Consider the following 18728-nt stretch of genomic DNA (forward strand, 5'->3'; position numbering starts at 1 on the left):
ATTGCCTAAACGGTTTATAGAACGAATGTCTGTTCACAACCCCGACATCAAACGGATTACGACCCACGTTATTCAGGAACTGAAAACCAAAGGGGAAAAAATTTCGGCGCTGACCGCCTATGACTATTCAATGGGTCGTTTGGTCGATGCTGCCGGTGCAGAAATCATTCTGGTGGGCGACTCGGCCTCGAACGTGATGGCGGGTCACGAAACCACCCTGCCCATTACGCTGGATCAGATGATTTACCACGCGGCTTCGGTCGTACGGGCGGTCAAGCGGGCGCTGGTGGTGGTCGATTTGCCGTTTGGCTCCTACCAGGGCAATTCGACCGAAGCACTGCGGTCGGCCATCCGGATCATGAAAGAATCGGGGGCGCATTCCGTGAAAATGGAAGGCGGTCTGGAAGTAAGAGAGTCGATTATTCGCGTTCTGAGCGCGGGCGTACCAGTGATGGGCCACCTGGGGTTAACTCCGCAGTCGATTTATAAATTCGGTACGTACGCCGTTCGGGCCAAGGAAGAAACGGAAGCCCAGAAGTTGCTGGAGGATGCTAAAATGCTGGAAACCATCGGTTGCTTTGCCGTTGTTCTGGAAAAAATTCCGGCCGCTTTGACGCAGCAGGTCTCGCAGAGTCTGACGATTCCGACCATTGGCATTGGTGCCGGGCCGGATGCCGACGGCCAGATTCTGGTGCTGCACGATCTATTGGGCATTAATAAAGAGTTTAAACCGCGTTTTCTGCGTCGGTACGCCGATCTGCACGGCGTTATTACGGAAGCCATCGGACATTACGTCGATGATGTGAAAAACCGGGAGTTTCCGAGTAAGGAGGAAGCCTATTAAGATCGCGATCGCTCGTTTTGAAAGCGCAAAAAGATGAATCTGCATTCATCCTGTCATTATGAAACAGAAGTATGTTGTTGTGTATGAAGACAATCACCTGATTGTGGTCAATAAAGAACCGGGGGTGCTGGTGCAGGCCGACAAAACGAAGGACGTGCCGCTGCTGGATCTGATCAAAAATTACATCAAGAAGAAATACGAAAAACCGGGTGAGGTTTTCCTGGGAACGGTTCACCGGCTCGACCGGCCCGTCAGTGGTTTGGTGGTGTTTGCCCGGACCTCAAAGGCGCTGGAACGGATGAACGAAGTTTTCCGGAAGCGGCAGGTTCAGAAGACTTACTGGGCGGTCGTCGCGCGAAAACCGCGTGAGGAAAAGGGCCGGCTGACGCATTTTCTGCTGAAAGATGAAGCGACCAATACGGTGAAAGCGTATGAAGGGGAGGTGCCGGGTTCGCAGAAGGCCGAATTAACGTACCGGCTGCTCGGCAAGATCAATGATCATTATTTACTGGAGGTGAACCCGATTACCGGCCGCCCGCATCAGATTCGGGTGCAGCTGGCCAGCATAGGCTGTCCGATCCGGGGTGACATCAAATATGGTTACCCCCGACCAAATCAGGACAGTAGTATCAATTTACATGCCAGACGGCTTTATTTCATTCATCCCATCAAAAAAGAACCCCTGATCTGCAAAGCCGGGGTGCCTAATAATCCATTTTGGGAGGAGTTCCTGACGCTTGATCCGGAGGATTACAAGGATAAAAACCTGGATTTTATCTACTGAGTTACGGTGGCCCGTGGCTGTGCGACCGTAGATTAATCCTACTTTAAGCTGGAATGGAACGCGGCTTTCCGGACGAAAAACCGGGTCGTCAAATCGGGAAAATAGTTGTTCGGCAATTCACTCAATGGTGGGCGTTACGTCCGACCAGAACTGGTTGATGACACGTTCCGCCATCTGGATGGCTCCCTGCACAGCGCCAAAGATCATACAAAGCGGTAAGATAATCGGGAAGAAAACGACCCAGTGCAAAATCATGTTCAGATTGACCTTCTTCATCTCGGTATTTGGGTAAAATTGTGCCACTTTTCAATGCCTACAAATTCGTAAAACCTTTTGTCATTTGCACGAAATCAACAAAAAATAATCGAATTTTTTCTAATTATATTCAAAACGAGTCTTGAATTATTTCTATAACAACGAATCCGAAAAAAAGATTTATAAAAATAGCGAAGCTCTTTCGGCTGCTTTTTCTTATGTCATAGAAAAGTAGTAATTTGTTCTTCTGTTAAGACCTCGGATTATTAGATAAATACAAAATGTTGAATATTATTCAACTGCTTCCCGATTCCATCGCCAATCAGATCGCGGCTGGTGAAGTGGTGCAACGGCCAGCATCAGTGGTCAAGGAATTGCTGGAAAATTCAGTGGATGCTAAAGCAAAAACCGTACAAATTATTATCCGTGAGGCTGGTAAATCCTTAATTCAACTTATAGATGATGGCATTGGCATGTCCGAAACCGATGCCCGAATGAGTTTTGAACGCCATGCAACCTCGAAAATCCGCTCATCGGACGATTTATTCCGCATCCGGACGATGGGGTTTCGGGGTGAAGCCCTGGCGTCCATTGCCGCCGTTGCCCAGGTGGAATTGCGAACCCGCCGGTCGGATGCCGGGGACGAACTGGGAACGCTGATCCGCATGGAAGGATCGGAGCTGAAAACCCAGGAGTCGGTTTCGTGTTTGCCGGGAACCAATATTCTCGTTAAAAATTTATTCTTCAATGTCCCGGCCCGGCGTAATTTTCTAAAGACGAATTCCGTCGAAATGCGGCATATTCTGGACGAATTTCAGCGCGTTGCGCTGGCCCATCCGGAGGTTGCCTTTTCGATTTACCACAATGATTCGGAGGTGTATAACCTGCAGGCCGGGAAGCTGAGCCGCCGGATTGTTGATTTGTTTGGAAAACAATACCGGGAACAACTGGCTTTCTGCGAGGAAGAAACGCCGTATGTAAACGTACGCGGGTACATTGGCAAGCCCGAATTTGCCCGCAAAACGCGCGGGGAGCAGTTTTTTTTCGTCAACTCGCGCTTCGTTAAACACAATTACCTGCACCATGCCGTGGTGGGCGCGTACGAAGGAACGATTCAGGACGGTTGCCACCCGTTTTATGTGCTGTTTATTGAAATCGACCCGTCGCACATCGATATCAACATTCACCCCACAAAAACCGAAATCAAGTTCGACGACGAACGTTCGGTTTACGCTATCGTCATGGCCGCCGTCCGGAAAGCCGTCGGCGTGTATAACCTGACGCCTTCGCTCGATTTTGACTCGAATGTTAATTTTCTGCCGGTGACTCCGGCCCCCCGGCGTTCGGCCGACTTAAAACCGGATGCTGAACCTTCGGAAACGAAAAACCGGTCGGCTCCGCGCCCAATGTCGCCCGCCTGGTCCAGTGAACCCGCCGAGCAAAAAACCGGATCGGGGTTTGACTTTCCGCGCAAGTCAGCCGCCAACTGGCAGGCCCTGTTTGATGGCCTTGAAACACCGGAATCGCCTACCGAAGCGGCTCCGCTTTTTGAAACCGGTGAGTTGGGCGACAAACAGCCGGAAACCGGGGCCGTAACAGTCGAAAGCCGGGCCAATCAGCTAAAAACCGTACCGCTCACGTCCGAAGCGATTACCGCCGTTATTCAGGGCTTCAACCGGTATTTGCTGACGGCGGTTCAGGCCGGTGTGCTGGTGATCGATCAGCGCCGGGCGTATGAGCGGATTTTGTACGACCAGTACCAGGCTGCGCTGACCAAACGGAACGGCGTTTCGCAACAACTGCTGTTTCCAAAAACCGTATCGGTGATGCCGGTCGATTATAACCTGGCGCTGGAATTACGCGATGATTTGACCAGCCTGGGGTTTCTTTTTGACGAAATCGGGCAGAATGCCTTTCTCATCCGCGGGGTGCCCGCTCTCTCGGTGGGCGAGAACGAGGAAGAACTTTTTGCCAACCTCCTGGCCCAGCTCCGCGAGGATACCGGGCGGCTCAAACTCGAACGCGCCGAGGTGCTGGCCCGGTCGCTGGCCCGGCGGTCGGCGGTCCGGCAATCGAAACAACTGGCCGAGCCGGAGCAGCGGGCGTTGGTCGAACAATTAATTGCATCGTCAAACCCGACCTATACGCCCAACGGCGAACTGATTACGACGGTCTTGACGTTGGATAAATTAGCAGGATTATTTCGGTCCTGATATCGTTATTATGCCAGAAAACGTTACAACTTTATGATGCTTACGCCGGTTGTCAGGACGCTCCTGCTTGTTAATGTCGGTCTGTTTCTTGTCAAAATGTCGGGAATCGACCTGATCAGAATGTTTGGATTATACTCTGTTCTGTCGCCGGCTTTTGCCCCCCACCAGTTTGTATCCTACATGTTCCTGCATGCGGATTTCGGACACATATTTAGCAACATGCTGGGCTTGTTTTTCTTTGGCCCGATGCTTGAACGGGTTTGGGGAAGCAAACGATTTACCATTTTTTATTTTATTACCGGTATTGGCGCCGGTTTATTATTTTCGGGTATAAACTATTTTGAAGCCAGCCAGTTACGAGATAAGGTAGTGGCCTTTCAAAGCAACCCCAGCCCGACGACGCTGGAGCTCTTTTTGTCGGATGAAGGCCTTTTAAGTCAGGGTGATAATTTTTTGCGGGTTTTTGAAGAGAATCCCACGGATCCCTCGTATGTACGGGGGTCCGTACAACTGGTCAATCAGTATTACGAACAGCAATTAGCCATTCCGATGGTAGGCGCGTCGGGAGCCATTTTTGGAATATTGATGGCATTTGGATTATTATTCCCAAATACCGAACTTTTCCTGTTATTTCCGCCCATTCCCATCAAAGCCAAGTATTTGGTGGCGTTTTACGGCGCGTATGAACTATATTCCGGTATTTACCGGGCACAGTCCGACAACGTGGCCCATTTTGCGCATATTGGCGGTATGCTGTTTGCTTTTATTTTGGTAAAATATTGGGGGAAGCAACGAAATAATTTTTATTGAGTGATGAGTGGACTGTTAGATGACTTCCGGAGCGAATTCAACAAGCCCAACAACACGTTGGTGCAGTTAATTCTTGTTAATACCATTGTCTTTTTGCTGCTTTTGATTCTGAAAGTCATCCTGACGCTGGCGGAAATGTCAGCCGTCTATACCCTGATTGTCGATCAATTGCGGTTACCGGCTGCGCTGGGTACCTTCATCACGAAGCCCTGGACCATGATTACGTACTTCTTTACGCACGAAGACGTTTTTCATATCCTGTTCAACATGCTTTTTCTGTACTGGTTCGGGCGTCTGATCGACGAATACCTGGGAAACCGGCGGCTGGTGGCCTTGTACATGCTGGGTGGTCTGGCCGGTGGTCTGGCCTACATGGCGATTTATAATCTGTTGCCGTACTTTCACGCGCAGGTGAGCGAATCCCGGATGTGGGGCGCTTCGGCGGCTGCCTTTTCCGTCGCGGTCGGCGCTTCAACGCTGCTGCCCAATTATACCTTCCATCTGCTGTTTTTAGGTCCTGTACGGATCAAATACATTGCTTTCTTCTACATTGTTCTGTCGCTGGCGCGGTCGATCGGCCCGAATGCCGGGGGCGAACTCTCCCACCTGGGTGGTGCGTTAGTCGGTTTTCTGTTCATTAAAATGCTGCAAAGCGGCACGGATCTGGGCCAGCCTATTTACTGGGTCATGGACGGCTGGCAGAGCTTGTTTCGGAAAAAACCGCCTGTCAAGGTATCCTACCGGCAGCGGAGCAGTGCCAACATGAGCGCCGGTTCTTTCGCGGCTCCTTCGTCTCCGTCGGCGGTTGCCATGCCGGATCAGGACGAGATCGACGCCATTCTGGATAAGATTTCCCGTTCGGGGTACGAAAGCCTGACACGCGAAGAAAAACAGAAACTATTTAGAGCCAGCCAGCGTGGCTGACAAATGAATTGTATTTTTCTTGCGAAGGTTTTTATTCGCTTTCGGTAGGGAGGAGAAGAAGTTGTCTGAGAATTTTGTAAAAAGCACGCTAAACTTCTGTTTGGACGTGCTTTTTAAGCCTACGGCAAGACCGGCTATTCATTTGCCGAGAATTACCAAATGGCCTAAACGATTACTATTTTTTTTGTACTTTTGCCCGGTACTCTTTTCATAACTGCTTCCTGTGAAACAGTTTGTTAACACAGGATGTTTATGAAAAACAATTTATACAACCACCCGCTATGTTGATCACACCCGGCAAGCTGCTCGCCAGGATTGACACTCCAGACGATCTTCGGAATCTGGACCAAACGCAACTCCCCCAAGTCTGTGCTGAACTCCGTCAATTTATTGTCGATAATGTCTCGGTTTACGGAGGCCATTTTGGCGCCAGTTTGGGTGTAGTCGAACTGACGGTTGCCCTTCACTATGTTTTCAATACGCCGGATGATCAATTGGTCTGGGACGTTGGACACCAAGCCTATGGCCACAAAATCCTGACCGGCCGGCGGGAAGAATTTCACACCAACCGGTTTTACAAGGGACTGTCCGGTTTTCCAAAACGCAAGGAAAGTCCGTATGATTCCTTTGGCGTTGGTCACTCATCCACCTCGATTTCGGCGGCTTTGGGTATGGCGGTAGCTTCGCAACTGCAAAACAATCCGAAGCGGCATCACATTGCCGTGATCGGCGACGGCGCCATGACGGCCGGCCTGGCCTTTGAAGGCATGAACCACGCCGGATCGACGGAAGCGGATTTGCTGATCATTCTGAACGACAACTGCATGTCCATCGACCCCAACGTGGGGGCGTTGCGCGAATACCTGACCGATATTACCACCTCGCCGACTTACAACAAAGTAAAGGACGAAGTCTGGAACCTGTTGGGCAAGATGAGCAATTTCGGCAAAAGCGCGCAGGACATTGTTTCCAAAATTGAAACCGGGCTGAAGGCATCGCTCCTGAAACAAAGCAATCTGTTCGAATCATTGCACCTGCGGTATTTTGGCCCGATCGACGGCCACGATATCGATCATCTGGTTAGTGTAATGAACGACCTGAAGGACATTCCCGGTCCGAAATTGCTGCACTGCCTCACGGTGAAAGGCAAAGGATACGGCCCCGCCGAAAAAGACCAGACCAAGTGGCACGCACCCGGTTTGTTTGACAAGGTGACCGGCGAGATCAAGAAGAAAGTATACGACAGTCCGCAACCGCCCAAGTACCAGGATGTGTTTGGTCATACGCTGGTTGAACTGGCTGAAGTAAACGAAAAAATTGTGGGCGTAACGCCCGCCATGCCCTCGGGCTCCTCGATGAACATCATGATGAAGGCCATTCCCGACCGGGCTTTTGACGTAGGAATTGCCGAACAGCACGCTGTAACGTTCTCGGCGGGGATGGCGACGCAGGGGCAGGTGGTTTTTTGCAACATCTACTCCACCTTCATGCAACGCGCCTACGATCAGGTTATTCATGACGTGTGCATTCAGGAATTACCGGTTGTGTTCTGCCTCGACCGGTCCGGTTTTGCCGGCGCCGACGGCCCCACGCACCACGGCGCCTACGACCTGTCGTTTATGCGCTGCGTCCCGAACATGATCGTGTCGAGCCCGATGAATGAGCAGGAATTGCGCAACCTGATGTTTACGGCGCAATCGGATACCATTCAGCAGGGGAAACAGGCCTTTACGATCCGGTATCCCCGGGGCGAGGGCGTGATGCCCAACTGGAAAACGCCACTGGAAGAAATCGAAGTGGGGAAAGGCCGTAAAATCCGGGACGGGAAAGAGGTGGCCATTCTGACGATTGGGCCCATCGGAAACTACGGGGTGACGGCCTGCGAACTGCTCGAAAAAGAAATGATTCAGCCGGCGCACTACGACATGCGCTTTGTAAAACCGCTCGACGAAACGATGCTGCACGAAATCTTCCGGCGCTATGATAAAGTGCTCACGGTGGAAGACGGCTGCCTGATGGGCGGTTTTGGCAGTGCGGTGCTGGAATTTATGACCGATCATGGGTACATGGCCCGGGTCAAGCGTCTGGGTATTCCGGATGCCATAATCGAACACGGCGAACAAATCGATCTGCACCGGGAATGCGGTTTCGACCCGCAGGGAATTGCCCAGGCGGTTCGGGAGCTGATTTATACGGAGCGGGCCGTAACCGCCTGATTTTAGGCCATCAAAAGAGCGCGGTCGAGTCATTTGGATCGGGGAGAGCGGGCGCTGAGCCAACGCATCGCTCCGGGCATCCATGACCGGACCGCGTTTCTTCATTTCACACGGTAAAACATGCAGGTATATAAATTCGGCGGAGCGTCGGTGAAAGACGCGCAGGGTATTCGTAATGTGGCCGAAATCATTCGACAGCACCCAAACCGACTGGTAGTGGTGGTTTCGGCGATGGGTGACATTACCGACGCGCTGGAGCAACTGACGTGGGCGTATCTGCGCCGACAGGCCGACACGTCTCTGATCTGGCAGCGCATTCGGGCTTATCACGAACAGGCAGTCAGTGAATTAACGGAACCGGAGTCGCCGGTTTTTTCGCCGGTTTTTGAGCTTTTTGCCGACATGGAATCCATTCTGAACCAGGAACCGGGAGCGCATGCCGACCAGATCTACGATCAACTCGTTTCATATGGGGAGTTGCTGGCCACCCGGCTGGTCAATGCTTACCTGAATCAGACCGGACTGGATTCGTTCTGGGTTGATGCCCGGCGGTTGGTCCGGACGGACGATAGTTACCGGGAAGGAAAAGTCGATTGGGACCAAACCTGCGAATACATTACGGATTCGCTGGCCGAACTGCTGGAAAATAATATCGTCATTACCCAGGGATTTATTGGCAGCACCGGCGAAGGTCAAACGACTACGCTGGGCCGTGACGGCTCCGATTATACGGCCGCCATCTTTGCCCATTGCCTGAAAGCCGAAAGCGTGACGATCTGGAAGGATGTGCCGGGGGTTTTGAATGCCGACCCGAAGTGGTTCGATGAAACCGTCAAGATTGACCAGTTGACCTATCAGGATGCCATTGAATTAGCCTATTACGGAGCCAAGGTGATCCATCCGAAAACCATCAAGCCGTTGCAGAACCGGCAGATTCCGTTGCACGTGCGTTCGTTTTTGCAACCCCAGAACCCCGGAACCGTGATCGGGACTTCCCGGCAAAGTCTGCCCGTTCCTTCCTTTATTTTCAAGAACGATCAGACGCTGATTTCCTTTCACTCCAAGGACTTTTCGTTTATCGCCGAAGAGAATCTGAGCAAAATCTTCGGCCAGTTTGCGGAGCAGGGCGTCAAGATTAACCTGATGCAAAATACCGCCATCAGCTTTTCAGTGGTGGTCGATTATCGCACCGAGCGGCTCAGTCGCCTGCTGACGGGTTTGCAGGAAGACTTCCAGATCAACTACAACGACGGCCTGGAACTGGTTACGATCCGGCATTATGATGAGGAAACCATCAACCGGGTGCTGGTCAATAAAACGCTGCTGGTCGAGCAGAAAAGCCGGTATACCGTCCAACTGGTGGTGAAAGATCTCGGCTGACGTACTGTAGGTAGGTCAGAATTTCGGACAGGAAAGCTGTTTGCGGGCGTTGCGGTTTTTGGGTTTGCCCGGAGGCCAGTTATCGAAGGTATACGACAGCGAAATTTCGTGTGCTCCTCCACTGCCGGGGCCGAGGGACGAAATGGTGGCGTCGTAACTGTAGCCGATCGAAAACGCATCCTGACGAAAACCGACCAGCGCAATCAGGGATTCGCGGTTGGTCACGTTGGGCGCATATTTTTTCAAGGGTAAACCCCGGTACCAAAGCCCCACCACCATCGGCGAATAGGTCATGTAAACCCCCAGGTCCAACTGATCGTATTTGCCCTGAAACCGGTAGTTGACGGCGGGCGAAATCGTTTTTTCACGATCCCATTCGTCGCCCAGCCCCGTAAAACCGGCAAACGGAATTCGCAAACCGGCGTGGACGCTTCCTTTCAGCGGCAGCCGGCTTTCGTCGCTCAGCACAAAAACGCCCTGATTCGGGCGGCTCAGGTGGTGAGCTGCCACCCCAATCCAGTACCAGTCGGAATACAGCAAACCGCCCGTTGAAAAGTCCAGGTACGAAATTTTGGGCGTACCCTGCGAAACCACCGGATCCGTGGTGGGATTGCCGGTAAAACCGCCATTGTTGTATTGATCGCCGAACGTGAGGCCAAACCAGTTGATGGAACGGTTGACGTACGAACCCTGCACGCCCAGACGCACGAACGTCTGCTCGGCCAGTTGAATCTGGTAGGAATATTGCAGGCCAATATCGGTGGAACGAATGCGGCCCTGGCCCTGGTTGTCGTTCTGAATCATCAGGCCCACTCCGCTGTTGTAGCGCTCGAAAAAGTGGTCGACACTGACCATCGATGTGACGTAGTTCGTTACGGCGGGCCACTGGTTGCGGTAGTTAACCATCACACGCGGTGCCAGCGCCGAACCCGCAAAGGCCGGATTCAGGTACATGGGAGCCGCGTAGAACTGCGAAAATTGCGGGTCCTGCGCCCAGGCTGTTCCAACCATCAGCAACCCCAGGAGCAGAAATACGTAACGTTTTAACATAGCTGTATCTTTAGTGCAAACAACCTGCCAAAATGGTTGTGGCAAAACACTAATAACATAAACGTTTTTTTGGTGTAAAATTGCACTTGACGAGTCAGATAAAGGTAGCTGACAATGCTGAAATCTATGAACGGTAACCTATAAAATTTTTATAGCCGCCATTTCGTTTACAATTTGCCCGGTTTTGCACCGATAAAAGCAACGGAACGCAACAAAACCGGGTCAGACGAGGTACTAGATTATTATTAGCAGCGAATGACAACCTATACAGGAATGGTACGACGGCTGGGGTGGATGCTTCTGTGTTGGGGGCTGTTTATCGGCATGGCCCGGGCGCAAACCGCCGGACCGTCGGGAATTAAAGTAAGCGGCAAACTTTGCATTCCGGATCCGACGTGCGATACCGGCGTTATGTTTGAAGACACGGTTCCGAATGTGCGGTCCCGCGTCTGGAATTTTGGCGATCCCGGTTCGGGGTCCGATACGTCTTCGGTCGCCAAACCCAAGCACTCTTACAATAATCCCGGCACTTACACGGTTACGCTAACCCGAACGTTGCAGGACGGTACGGTTTTACCCGCCACTAGTAAACAAATAACCATCGGTCTTCCGCCGACCCAGTTTCAGAACTGGCGGACGGATACGATGTTGTGTAACGGGCAAAAAATTACGCTCAATCCGTATCCAAACGGTGCTCCGGCGGGTGCCAGCTTTCTCTGGTATCCGAAAGGCGACACCACGCAGACCATCCAGGTCGATAGCGCGGGCTGTTACTCCGTCGAAGTCTGGATTGGAACGCAGGCCGACAAGCAGAAGGTTTGTTCGGTGGAGGACAAAATCAACGTGCAGGTCTGCGGGCAGCGGCCTCAGCAGCAAGGCGTTAAGTGGTATTTTGGCAACAACGCCGGCGTCGATTTTTCGGGCGGAAGTCCCACGGCCCTGGACGACGGGAAACTGAATACCATCGAAGGTTCTTCGTCCATTTCCAACACCAAAGGCCAGTTGTTGTTCTACACCGGCGGGATCAATATTTACGACAAAAACGGCAACCTGATGAAACCGCTCAACCCGGCGGATACGGCGCAGTTGCAGGGCAGTGAAAATTCGACGCAGTCGGCGCTGATTGTGCCGCAGCCCACCTGCCGGGGTTGCGAATACCTCTATAAGGTATACACGACTTCCGAAATCAACGGCCAGAAAATCCTCAGCGTCAGCACGGTCGATATGCGGTATAACCAGGGAACCGGGGCCATTGTCGAAAAAAATACGCTGGTTGACACGCTGGTGACCGAGCGGCTGGCGTCGGTTCGGAACGACCGCGATACCACCTACTGGGTGATTTCTCACGATTACGGTAACAACAAGTTTCAGATTTACCACGTCACGAAAGGCGGGGTTGAAGGGCCGGAAGAATACGCGCTCGGGATGCCCCACGACACCACGACGAAAGGGGAGGGGTACATGAAAATCGGTCCGGCGGATACGACCGGCAACGGAAACCGCCCGGTCGCAGTGGTGGTGCCCGGTCCGCCAACCAACTACGTAGAAGTCTTTACGTTCAATGATTCGACCGGCGTGATGTCCGGAGGAACCCAGATTGACATTGGCCCCGCCCCGCCGAAAGCCTACGGGGTCGAGTTTTCACCGGATGGCTCCAAGCTTTACGTGACTTTGCAGGGCGACACCGCCAATGCGTCCCAGATTCTGATTTATGACCTGACCAATCCGGACAGGGAGGCCATAGAAGCGTCCAGGACGGTTTTGGACAGTACCAAAACGCGGGAGTACGGGGCCTTACAGGTGGGCTCCGATGGCCGGATTTACGTCGCAATCAAAGACGGCACCAGCCTGGGCGTGATCGAGAATCCAAACGATGAACTGCTGGCACCGGCTACGTTTGACCCCAATGGCGTCAACCTGAACGGCCCGACGAGCCAGTTGGGCTTACCCAACATGGTCGCCAATTTCAACGAACCGTCCAGCTCACCCGGTTTTTCGTATGCCGACACCTGCGCCGGTTCGCCCACGCAGTTTACGGCCACGCCCATGTGTCCGCCCTTGAAAGATAATTATACCTGGAACTGGGGCGACAGCAGCGCGCCGTTTAGCTCGACAGCGACCCAGGCTACGCACACGTACAACGAGCCCGGCACGTATTCGGTCAGTTTGCACATTGTCACCCTACGTTCGGATGGCAGTGTTTGTAAGGATACGACCATTACGCAGGATGTAACCATTGTCCGGACGCCTGATCCCATTAATTTACCCGCCCGAATCGATACCTGCGCCAACACTGTTACGCTCGACGCCAAGGTGGAAGCCAGTCTTTACTTATGGATCCGAAACGGGCGCTTGATACGAGGGTACAACGAGCGAACGTTGACCGTGACAACCCCGGGCCGGCCGGGGTACAATGGGATTCCTCCCGGGCAATTCGTTGTCATTGCGGCTAACGGCGGTTGTTTTCAGACTGACACCATCAACGTTTCCTTGCGGACGCCACCCAACTTCACGCTTGGTCCGGATACCACCCTATGCCTGAATGGTTCGCTAACGCTGACCGCTCGCGGAAACGCCTGGGAAAGTTTCCAGTGGAGCAATGGGGCGACAACCCGCGAAACCACGATTACGCAGGCCGGGCAGTACTCGGTTATTGTCAAGGACCTGAATGGGTGTGCAAATACCGATACGGTAGCCGTCATTGCGTTGCCGAAACCGTCTATTACGGCGTTTATGACACCCCCCACCGGCTGTACCACCGCCGATGGCAGCATTCGGCTGAGCGTTGGGTCGGCTACGGTTCGGCGCTACGAATGGAGTCTGGGTGGCCAGTCGGTCGGCGACACCAGTGCCCTGCTGCAAGGCATTCGGGATGGTGAATATACGGTTCGGATCATCAGCGATAACGCCTGTACCGTCGATACAACGCTTACGCTGCGTTCCAACAACAGCATCGAGGTTCAGGCTACTCCGCAGACGGCGTTGTGTACGGTGCCGCAAAGCGGTTCCATCCGACTGACGGTGGTGCGGGGACGTCCGACGGAGTTTATCTGGCGGGATACCGCCGGAACCATCGTGGGCAATGGCTCGGGCCTGACCGGGATCAACGGCGGAGTTTACAGCCTTGAAGCGCGCGATGCTGGGGGGTGTCTGGATACCTTGAGCAACATTCGGGTGCCGGTCGATACCACCGGTTTTGTTTCGCTGGGGCCGGATCGCGGCAAATGCATTGGCGACACGATTGTGCTGTCTTCTCTGGTGCAGACTCCCGGCGATATCTACCAGTGGAATACCGGTCAGAACACGCCCTCCATCAATGCCACCACGGCCGGGCCCTACCGGCTGACGGTTCGCAATCCGATTTCGGGTTGCCAGGGTTCGGATGAGGTCGTGGTGAGCTTCAACCCAAAACCGGTCGTGGAAGCCGGTCTCCCGCTGGAAGTGTGCGCCAATGCGCCGGTTGTGACGCTGAGTGGCGCGACACCCTTAGGCGGTTTCTGGACGGGGCGGGGCGTCGATAGCACCGGGCGGTTTACTCCGGCGGACAGCCTGGCCGGGATCAATCCCATCGTCCTGACCTATTCGGCCTCGCAGGGCGGTTGCATTGCTTCCGACCGCAAGATTGTGTTTGTCCAGGTTCCGCCAACGGTTAGCCTGGGACCGGACACGACCCTGTGTCCGAGACCGGATCTCCGGCTGGAAGTGATAGCGTCGCCAGGGGCGACCATCCAGTGGTCGACGGGGGCCACCACGCCATCCATTAACCCCACGGTTTCGGGGACGTATTCGGTTGTCGCGACCTCCGGGGCCTGTACGGTGACCGATGAGGTGAAACTGACCTTCCTGCCCCTGCCGAATTTCAGCCTGACCAAAGAAGTGCCGTTGTGCGTCGGCGATAACGGAAAGGCGGTTTTGCAGGTGTCGGGCGGCAGTGATCTCACGTACTTCTGGCCTCATTCGGGCGATTCGACCCCCCGGATTACGGTTTTGGAAATCGGACGCTATGCCATTCGCGTAACCGGAGCCAACGGCTGTGCCGCCCTAGATACGGCCGTCGTCGTGGATAAATGCGAACCGCGGGTCGTGATTCCCGATGCGTTCACGCCCAACGGCGATGGCAACAACGACCTGCTGGATGTGTTCACTTCGTACGTAACCGATTTCGAGTTGCGAATCTTCAACCGCTGGGGTGAAGTGATCTTCGTGTCGAATGATCCTGAACAAAAATGGGACGGAAAATACCGCGGGCAGGCGTATCCGTCGATGGTCTATCCGTACATTGTCAACTTCAAAAGCTTCTATTATCCGGACCGGCCCAACGTGGTAAAACGCGGTTCGATTCTGTTGGTGCGATAGCGGTAATGTGCCCGGAATTTCGTATATTTGAATGAAATCAGCACTCTTGTAAGTGGCTGAAAATCAGATTTGTTTTTTGTTGTAAACAGCAAATGCTTTCATTCAAAGAACCATGCGGAAAGATATTCTGAAAGGTACCAATGAGGGGATGACGGCGACCGAGAAGGAGATCGAACGCGCGCTCCGGCCGCTGTCGTTTGAAGACTTTACGGGACAGGCCAAAGTACTGGAAAACCTGCGGGTTTTTGTGCAGGCTGCGCTCCAGCGCGGAGAGGCCCTGGACCACGTCCTGCTTCACGGCCCTCCGGGTTTGGGAAAAACCACCCTCTCGCACATCATTGCCAATGAGTTGAATGCCAACATCAAAATGACCTCGGGGCCGGTGCTCGACAAACCAAGCGATCTGGCCGGTTTGCTAACCAACCTGCAGGAAAAAGATGTGTTGTTCATCGACGAAATCCACCGGCTCAATCCGGTGGTCGAAGAATACCTGTATTCGGCGATGGAAGATTACAAAATCGACATCATGCTCGATTCGGGACCCAATGCGCGGACGGTTCAGATTAAGCTGAATCCCTTTACCCTCATCGGTGCGACCACCCGGGCCGGTTTGCTGACGTCACCGTTGCGGGCCCGGTTTGGAATCAATTCCCGGCTGGAGTATTACGATGCGGAATTGCTGACCTCCATTGTCAAACGGTCGTCGGCCATTCTGGCAACGCCTATCGAAGATGACGGGGCCTACGAGATTGCCCGCCGGAGCCGCGGAACCCCGCGGATTGCCAACAACCTGCTCCGTCGGACGCGCGACTTCGCGCAGGTGAAAGGCAAGGGCATCATCACGGTTGATATTGCCGAAGTGGCGCTTCGGGCGCTTGATGTGGATCAGAATGGGCTGGATGAGATGGATAACCGGATTCTGACGACGATCATTGATAAATTCAAAGGCGGTCCGGTCGGTCTGTCGACGATCGCAACCGCCTGTGGCGACGAAGCCGAAACGATTGAGGAAGTTTACGAACCGTTCCTGATTCAGGAAGGCTATCTGAAACGTACGTCGCGCGGGCGGGAGGCCACGGAAAAAGCGTACCGACACCTGGGTGTTGTGCCCGTGTATCGGGATGGGGAGTTGTTCTCCTAGAAAACAAAAAAGGAAGCCGCCGGCTTCCTTTTTTGTTAGGCCATGATTTTGCTGCGGTAGATGCAGTCGATGATTTCGGCGATGGAGCCGTCTACCAGAAAATAATAGATGTTCTTGCCACTTCTGCGAATTTCGAGGATTCCCTTGTCGCGCATGTTAATCAGGTGGTGGGAGATCAGAGACTGCTCGGCGTTGAGATTCTTATAAATGGTTGATACATTCAGTTCTTTCTGCTCATTCAGCATCTGAATGATTTTGATTCGCAGCGGATGAGCGACGGCCTTTAATACATAGGCTGCCCGCTCAATCTTTTTCTCATCGGTCGTTAGCGTGTCTTTCGTCATGATTCTTTGTGCGTTTTAGAGATTGTAAAGTAACTGAAATTTAACTATTTATATAGATTCTCCAAAAAAATACGGGCGCTGAAGTTGATATGTTAATGTATTTAAATCAAACGGTAACAAACGCCCTTATTTGAGCCTGTTTCGGCCCCTTAGCCGGCCAAAAAACCGCCCTCACTTCCGCCCTTTCCAGCCGATCAGGAATACCCCGAACAGCACCAGCAAAGTACCCCCAAACTGAGAAAATGAAATGGTTTCATCCAGAAAGGTGGTGGCCAGCACGATGGTAAAAATCGGACCAATGCTGGCCACAATCGACGCGTTACCGGAGCCGATGCGCTTGATTCCTTCCGCGATCATGAAGGTGGGAATCACGGTTACCAAAACCGCCATCACCAAGGCCAGCCAGTAAACCGGCGCCGGGTAATGAAACAGGTTCAGTCCGTTGACGAGCGCGCAATGCAACACGGTTACGGCCGTCGCGGTGATCATGGCGTAACAGGTATACCGCTGCGCGCCAACCCGGGCAATCATGCTGTCGCTGCCCACCAGATAAACCGCGTAAACTAGGCCGCTCAAAACGACCCAGAACGCGCCCAGAAAAACGTCTTTCTGCTGGCCCGAATTGATATTGGGGACAAACGCAACGACAATTCCGGCGTAGGTGAGCAGCAGGGCCAAGATTTGCAATCGGTTGACTTTCCGGCCGTAGAGGATCATTCCGAGTAGCAGCACAAACGTGGGATAAACAAACAGTAAAATCCGTTCCAGACTCGCCGTGATGTACACCAGTCCCAGAAAATTTAGAAAACTGGCGATGTAGTAGCCGGTAATGCCCAGCATACCGAGTTTCAGCCAGTTGGTGGCCGAAAGCCCGGCGGGCGGGAGTCGCCGTGTCAGGTAGAACGCAATGGCAACGTAAAACGGGAGGGCAAAAACCATTCGCAGGGTCAGCAGCGAGATGGTATCGATCCGGTACTGGTAGGCCAGTTTGATTAAAACCCCTTTGAGAGCAAAACAAAACGCTGCCAGAAAAACCAGCAGCGCTCCAATCCAGTATCGTATCCGGTTTGATGTCGTTGGGACCGTCCCCATTATTTTTGTCTGAAAAATAGCGTAATCGGCGCCCCTTCAAAGCTAAAATGTTCACGAAGTTTATTCTCCAGATACCGGCTATACGGTTCTTTGATGTATTGCGGCAAGTTGCTGAAGAACACGAACGTGGGCGAGGGCGTTGGCAACTGAATCATGTACTTGATTTTGATCATCTTTCCCTTCGTGGCGGGTGGCGGATAGGCCGTAATTTCCGGCTGCATGGCATCATTCAGCTTTGAAGTCGGAATTTTCATGCTCTTATTCCCGTACACTTCCATTGCCTTTTCCATTACCTGAAAAATCCGCTGCTTTTCCAGCACCGAAGCAAAAACAACCGGCAGGTAATCAATCGGCGCCATGCGCTGAACGATCTCCTTTTTCCACACATCGGCGGTTTTGGTATCCTTTTCGATGGCATCCCATTTGTTTACCATCAGAACGACGCCCTTTTTGGCCCGCACCGCCTGTCCGATAATGTTCATGTCCTGCGCTTCCAGACCCCGCGTGGCGTCCAGCATCACAATGACCACATCCGACTCTTCGAGCGCCTTCAGGGAGCGCATAACCGAGTAGAACTCAATGTTGTCTTTCACGCGCGCTTTGCGCCGAATACCGGCGGTGTCGGTCAGAATAAAATCTTTGCCGAAAGCCTTGTAGCGCGTATCAATGGCATCGCGCGTGGTTCCGGCAATGTCGGTTACAATGCTGCGTTCTTCGCCAATCAGCACATTCAGAAACGATGATTTTCCAACGTTCGGACGGCCCAGAATGGCGATCCTTGGAATACCGGCATTTGGATCTTCGACACCCGAAGAAGGGAAATGCTTCACAACTTCGTCCAGCAGATCACCGGTTCCTGTACCCGTGATGGACGAAATCGGAAACGGATCGCCCAGACCCAGCGCGTAAAATTCGCCAACCAGATTCTGGCGCATGACGGTTTCGGATTTGTTGGCCACCACAAAAACCGGTTTTTTCGACCGGCGCAGCACATCAGCGAAGTCCTTGTCCAGATCGGTCAAACCGGCCATGGCGTCCACCATAAACAAAACCACCGATGCTTCGTCGATGGCAATCTGCACCTGTTCGCGGATCGACTCTTCAAAAACGTCATCGGAACCGACCACGTAACCGCCGGTGTCGATCACCGTAAAGTATTTCTCGGTCCAGTCGGCATAGCCGTAATGCCGGTCGCGCGTTACGCCCGGCTGGTTATCCATAATGGCCTGGCGCTGCTCTACCAACCGGTTAAACAGCGTCGATTTCCCGACATTCGGGCGGCCCACAATTGCTACAATATTTGCCATAATTTAAAAAAG

Annotated in this window: 14 protein-coding genes; 9 read left to right on the forward strand and 5 right to left on the reverse strand. The window is 53.0% G+C overall.

The genetic code is table 11. The annotated features are described in order from the left end of the window. The first annotated feature begins 25 nt into the window (after positions 1 to 25). Together panB and ACYVHX_RS09725 are read left to right on the forward strand one after the other, a co-directional pair. On the forward strand, positions 26 to 844 hold the full coding sequence (gene panB, locus ACYVHX_RS09720) for a 3-methyl-2-oxobutanoate hydroxymethyltransferase (RefSeq protein ID WP_460671431.1): 819 nt from the start codon (positions 26 to 28) through the stop codon (positions 842 to 844). A gap of 58 nt (positions 845 to 902) precedes the next feature. Then, on the forward strand, positions 903 to 1628 hold the full coding sequence (locus ACYVHX_RS09725; RefSeq protein WP_460671432.1) for an RluA family pseudouridine synthase: 726 nt from the start codon (positions 903 to 905) through the stop codon (positions 1626 to 1628). A gap of 117 nt (positions 1629 to 1745) precedes the next feature. Here the strand turns inward: ACYVHX_RS09725 and ACYVHX_RS09730 are convergent, their stop codons facing one another. Next, positions 1746 to 1904, reverse strand: coding sequence for a hypothetical protein (locus ACYVHX_RS09730; protein ID WP_460671433.1), 159 nt, complete (start codon positions 1902 to 1904; stop codon positions 1746 to 1748). A 260-nt stretch (positions 1905 to 2164) separates the two neighbouring features. On the opposite strand from ACYVHX_RS09730, the gene mutL reads away from it, so the two are divergent. The 5 genes from mutL to ACYVHX_RS09755 all read left to right on the forward strand — a co-directional run bounded on the left by mutL (position 2165) and on the right by ACYVHX_RS09755 (position 9426). Next, positions 2165 to 4096: a DNA mismatch repair endonuclease MutL gene (gene mutL, locus ACYVHX_RS09735; RefSeq protein ID WP_460671434.1), complete on the forward strand. Its 1932-nt coding sequence runs from the start codon at positions 2165 to 2167 to the stop codon at positions 4094 to 4096. 36 nt (positions 4097 to 4132) lie between these two features. Next, positions 4133 to 4906, forward strand: coding sequence for a rhomboid family intramembrane serine protease (locus ACYVHX_RS09740; RefSeq protein ID WP_460671637.1), 774 nt, complete (start codon positions 4133 to 4135; stop codon positions 4904 to 4906). A gap of 3 nt (positions 4907 to 4909) precedes the next feature. Further along, a complete protein-coding gene (locus ACYVHX_RS09745) occupies positions 4910 to 5830 on the forward strand; it encodes a rhomboid family intramembrane serine protease (protein ID WP_460671435.1) in 921 nt (306 codons plus the stop codon). A gap of 281 nt (positions 5831 to 6111) precedes the next feature. Next, a complete protein-coding gene (gene dxs / locus ACYVHX_RS09750) occupies positions 6112 to 8046 on the forward strand; it encodes a 1-deoxy-D-xylulose-5-phosphate synthase (RefSeq protein WP_460671436.1) in 1935 nt (644 codons plus the stop codon). A 120-nt stretch (positions 8047 to 8166) separates the two neighbouring features. Next, a complete protein-coding gene (locus tag ACYVHX_RS09755) occupies positions 8167 to 9426 on the forward strand; it encodes an aspartate kinase (RefSeq protein ID WP_460671437.1) in 1260 nt (419 codons plus the stop codon). Positions 9427 to 9441: 15 nt separating this feature from the next. On the opposite strand, the gene ACYVHX_RS09760 is transcribed toward ACYVHX_RS09755, so the two are convergent. Beyond that, positions 9442 to 10476 (reverse strand): PorP/SprF family type IX secretion system membrane protein, encoded by a 1035-nt coding sequence (locus ACYVHX_RS09760; protein WP_460671438.1) that lies wholly within the window; start codon positions 10474 to 10476, stop codon positions 9442 to 9444. A gap of 273 nt (positions 10477 to 10749) precedes the next feature. Between ACYVHX_RS09760 and ACYVHX_RS09765 the strand changes: the two genes are divergently transcribed. Then, entirely contained in the window at positions 10750 to 14832 is a 4083-nt protein-coding gene (locus ACYVHX_RS09765) for a PKD domain-containing protein (protein WP_460671439.1), read from the forward strand. 112 nt (positions 14833 to 14944) lie between these two features. Then, positions 14945 to 15973 (forward strand): Holliday junction branch migration DNA helicase RuvB, encoded by a 1029-nt coding sequence (ruvB, locus tag ACYVHX_RS09770; protein WP_460671440.1) that lies wholly within the window; start codon positions 14945 to 14947, stop codon positions 15971 to 15973. Positions 15974 to 16008: 35 nt separating this feature from the next. On the opposite strand, the gene ACYVHX_RS09775 is transcribed toward ruvB, so the two are convergent. From ACYVHX_RS09775 to der, 3 genes are all read right to left on the reverse strand, one after another. Then, positions 16009 to 16317: an ArsR/SmtB family transcription factor gene (locus ACYVHX_RS09775; RefSeq protein ID WP_460671441.1), complete on the reverse strand. Its 309-nt coding sequence runs from the start codon at positions 16315 to 16317 to the stop codon at positions 16009 to 16011. Between the two features lie 171 nt (positions 16318 to 16488). Next, entirely contained in the window at positions 16489 to 17409 is a 921-nt protein-coding gene (locus ACYVHX_RS09780) for a DMT family transporter (protein ID WP_460671442.1), read from the reverse strand. Next, the gene (gene der / locus ACYVHX_RS09785; protein ID WP_460671443.1) at positions 17409 to 18716 is read right to left on the reverse strand and encodes a ribosome biogenesis GTPase Der; all 1308 of its coding nucleotides are present in this window, start codon (positions 18714 to 18716) and stop codon (positions 17409 to 17411) included. Before der ends, ACYVHX_RS09780 begins: the two co-directional genes overlap by 1 nt. Positions 18717 to 18728 lie beyond the last annotated feature (12 nt).

The sequence above is a fragment of the Larkinella ripae genome, from assembly GCF_054780775.1.

Coding starts and splice junctions, on each gene's coding strand:
- panB (WP_460671431.1), top strand. CDS start 26: ATGTCTGTTCACAACCCCGACATCAAACGGATTACGACCCACGTTATT.
- ACYVHX_RS09725 (WP_460671432.1), top strand. CDS start 903: ATGAAACAGAAGTATGTTGTTGTGTATGAAGACAATCACCTGATTGTG.
- ACYVHX_RS09730 (WP_460671433.1), bottom strand. CDS start 1,904: ATGAAGAAGGTCAATCTGAACATGATTTTGCACTGGGTCGTTTTCTTC.
- mutL (WP_460671434.1), top strand. CDS start 2,165: ATGTTGAATATTATTCAACTGCTTCCCGATTCCATCGCCAATCAGATC.
- ACYVHX_RS09740 (WP_460671637.1), top strand. CDS start 4,133: ATGCTTACGCCGGTTGTCAGGACGCTCCTGCTTGTTAATGTCGGTCTG.
- ACYVHX_RS09745 (WP_460671435.1), top strand. CDS start 4,910: ATGAGTGGACTGTTAGATGACTTCCGGAGCGAATTCAACAAGCCCAAC.
- dxs (WP_460671436.1), top strand. CDS start 6,112: ATGTTGATCACACCCGGCAAGCTGCTCGCCAGGATTGACACTCCAGAC.
- ACYVHX_RS09755 (WP_460671437.1), top strand. CDS start 8,167: ATGCAGGTATATAAATTCGGCGGAGCGTCGGTGAAAGACGCGCAGGGT.
- ACYVHX_RS09760 (WP_460671438.1), bottom strand. CDS start 10,476: ATGTTAAAACGTTACGTATTTCTGCTCCTGGGGTTGCTGATGGTTGGA.
- ACYVHX_RS09765 (WP_460671439.1), top strand. CDS start 10,750: ATGGTACGACGGCTGGGGTGGATGCTTCTGTGTTGGGGGCTGTTTATC.
- ruvB (WP_460671440.1), top strand. CDS start 14,945: ATGCGGAAAGATATTCTGAAAGGTACCAATGAGGGGATGACGGCGACC.
- ACYVHX_RS09775 (WP_460671441.1), bottom strand. CDS start 16,317: ATGACGAAAGACACGCTAACGACCGATGAGAAAAAGATTGAGCGGGCA.
- ACYVHX_RS09780 (WP_460671442.1), bottom strand. CDS start 17,409: ATGGGGACGGTCCCAACGACATCAAACCGGATACGATACTGGATTGGA.
- der (WP_460671443.1), bottom strand. CDS start 18,716: ATGGCAAATATTGTAGCAATTGTGGGCCGCCCGAATGTCGGGAAATCG.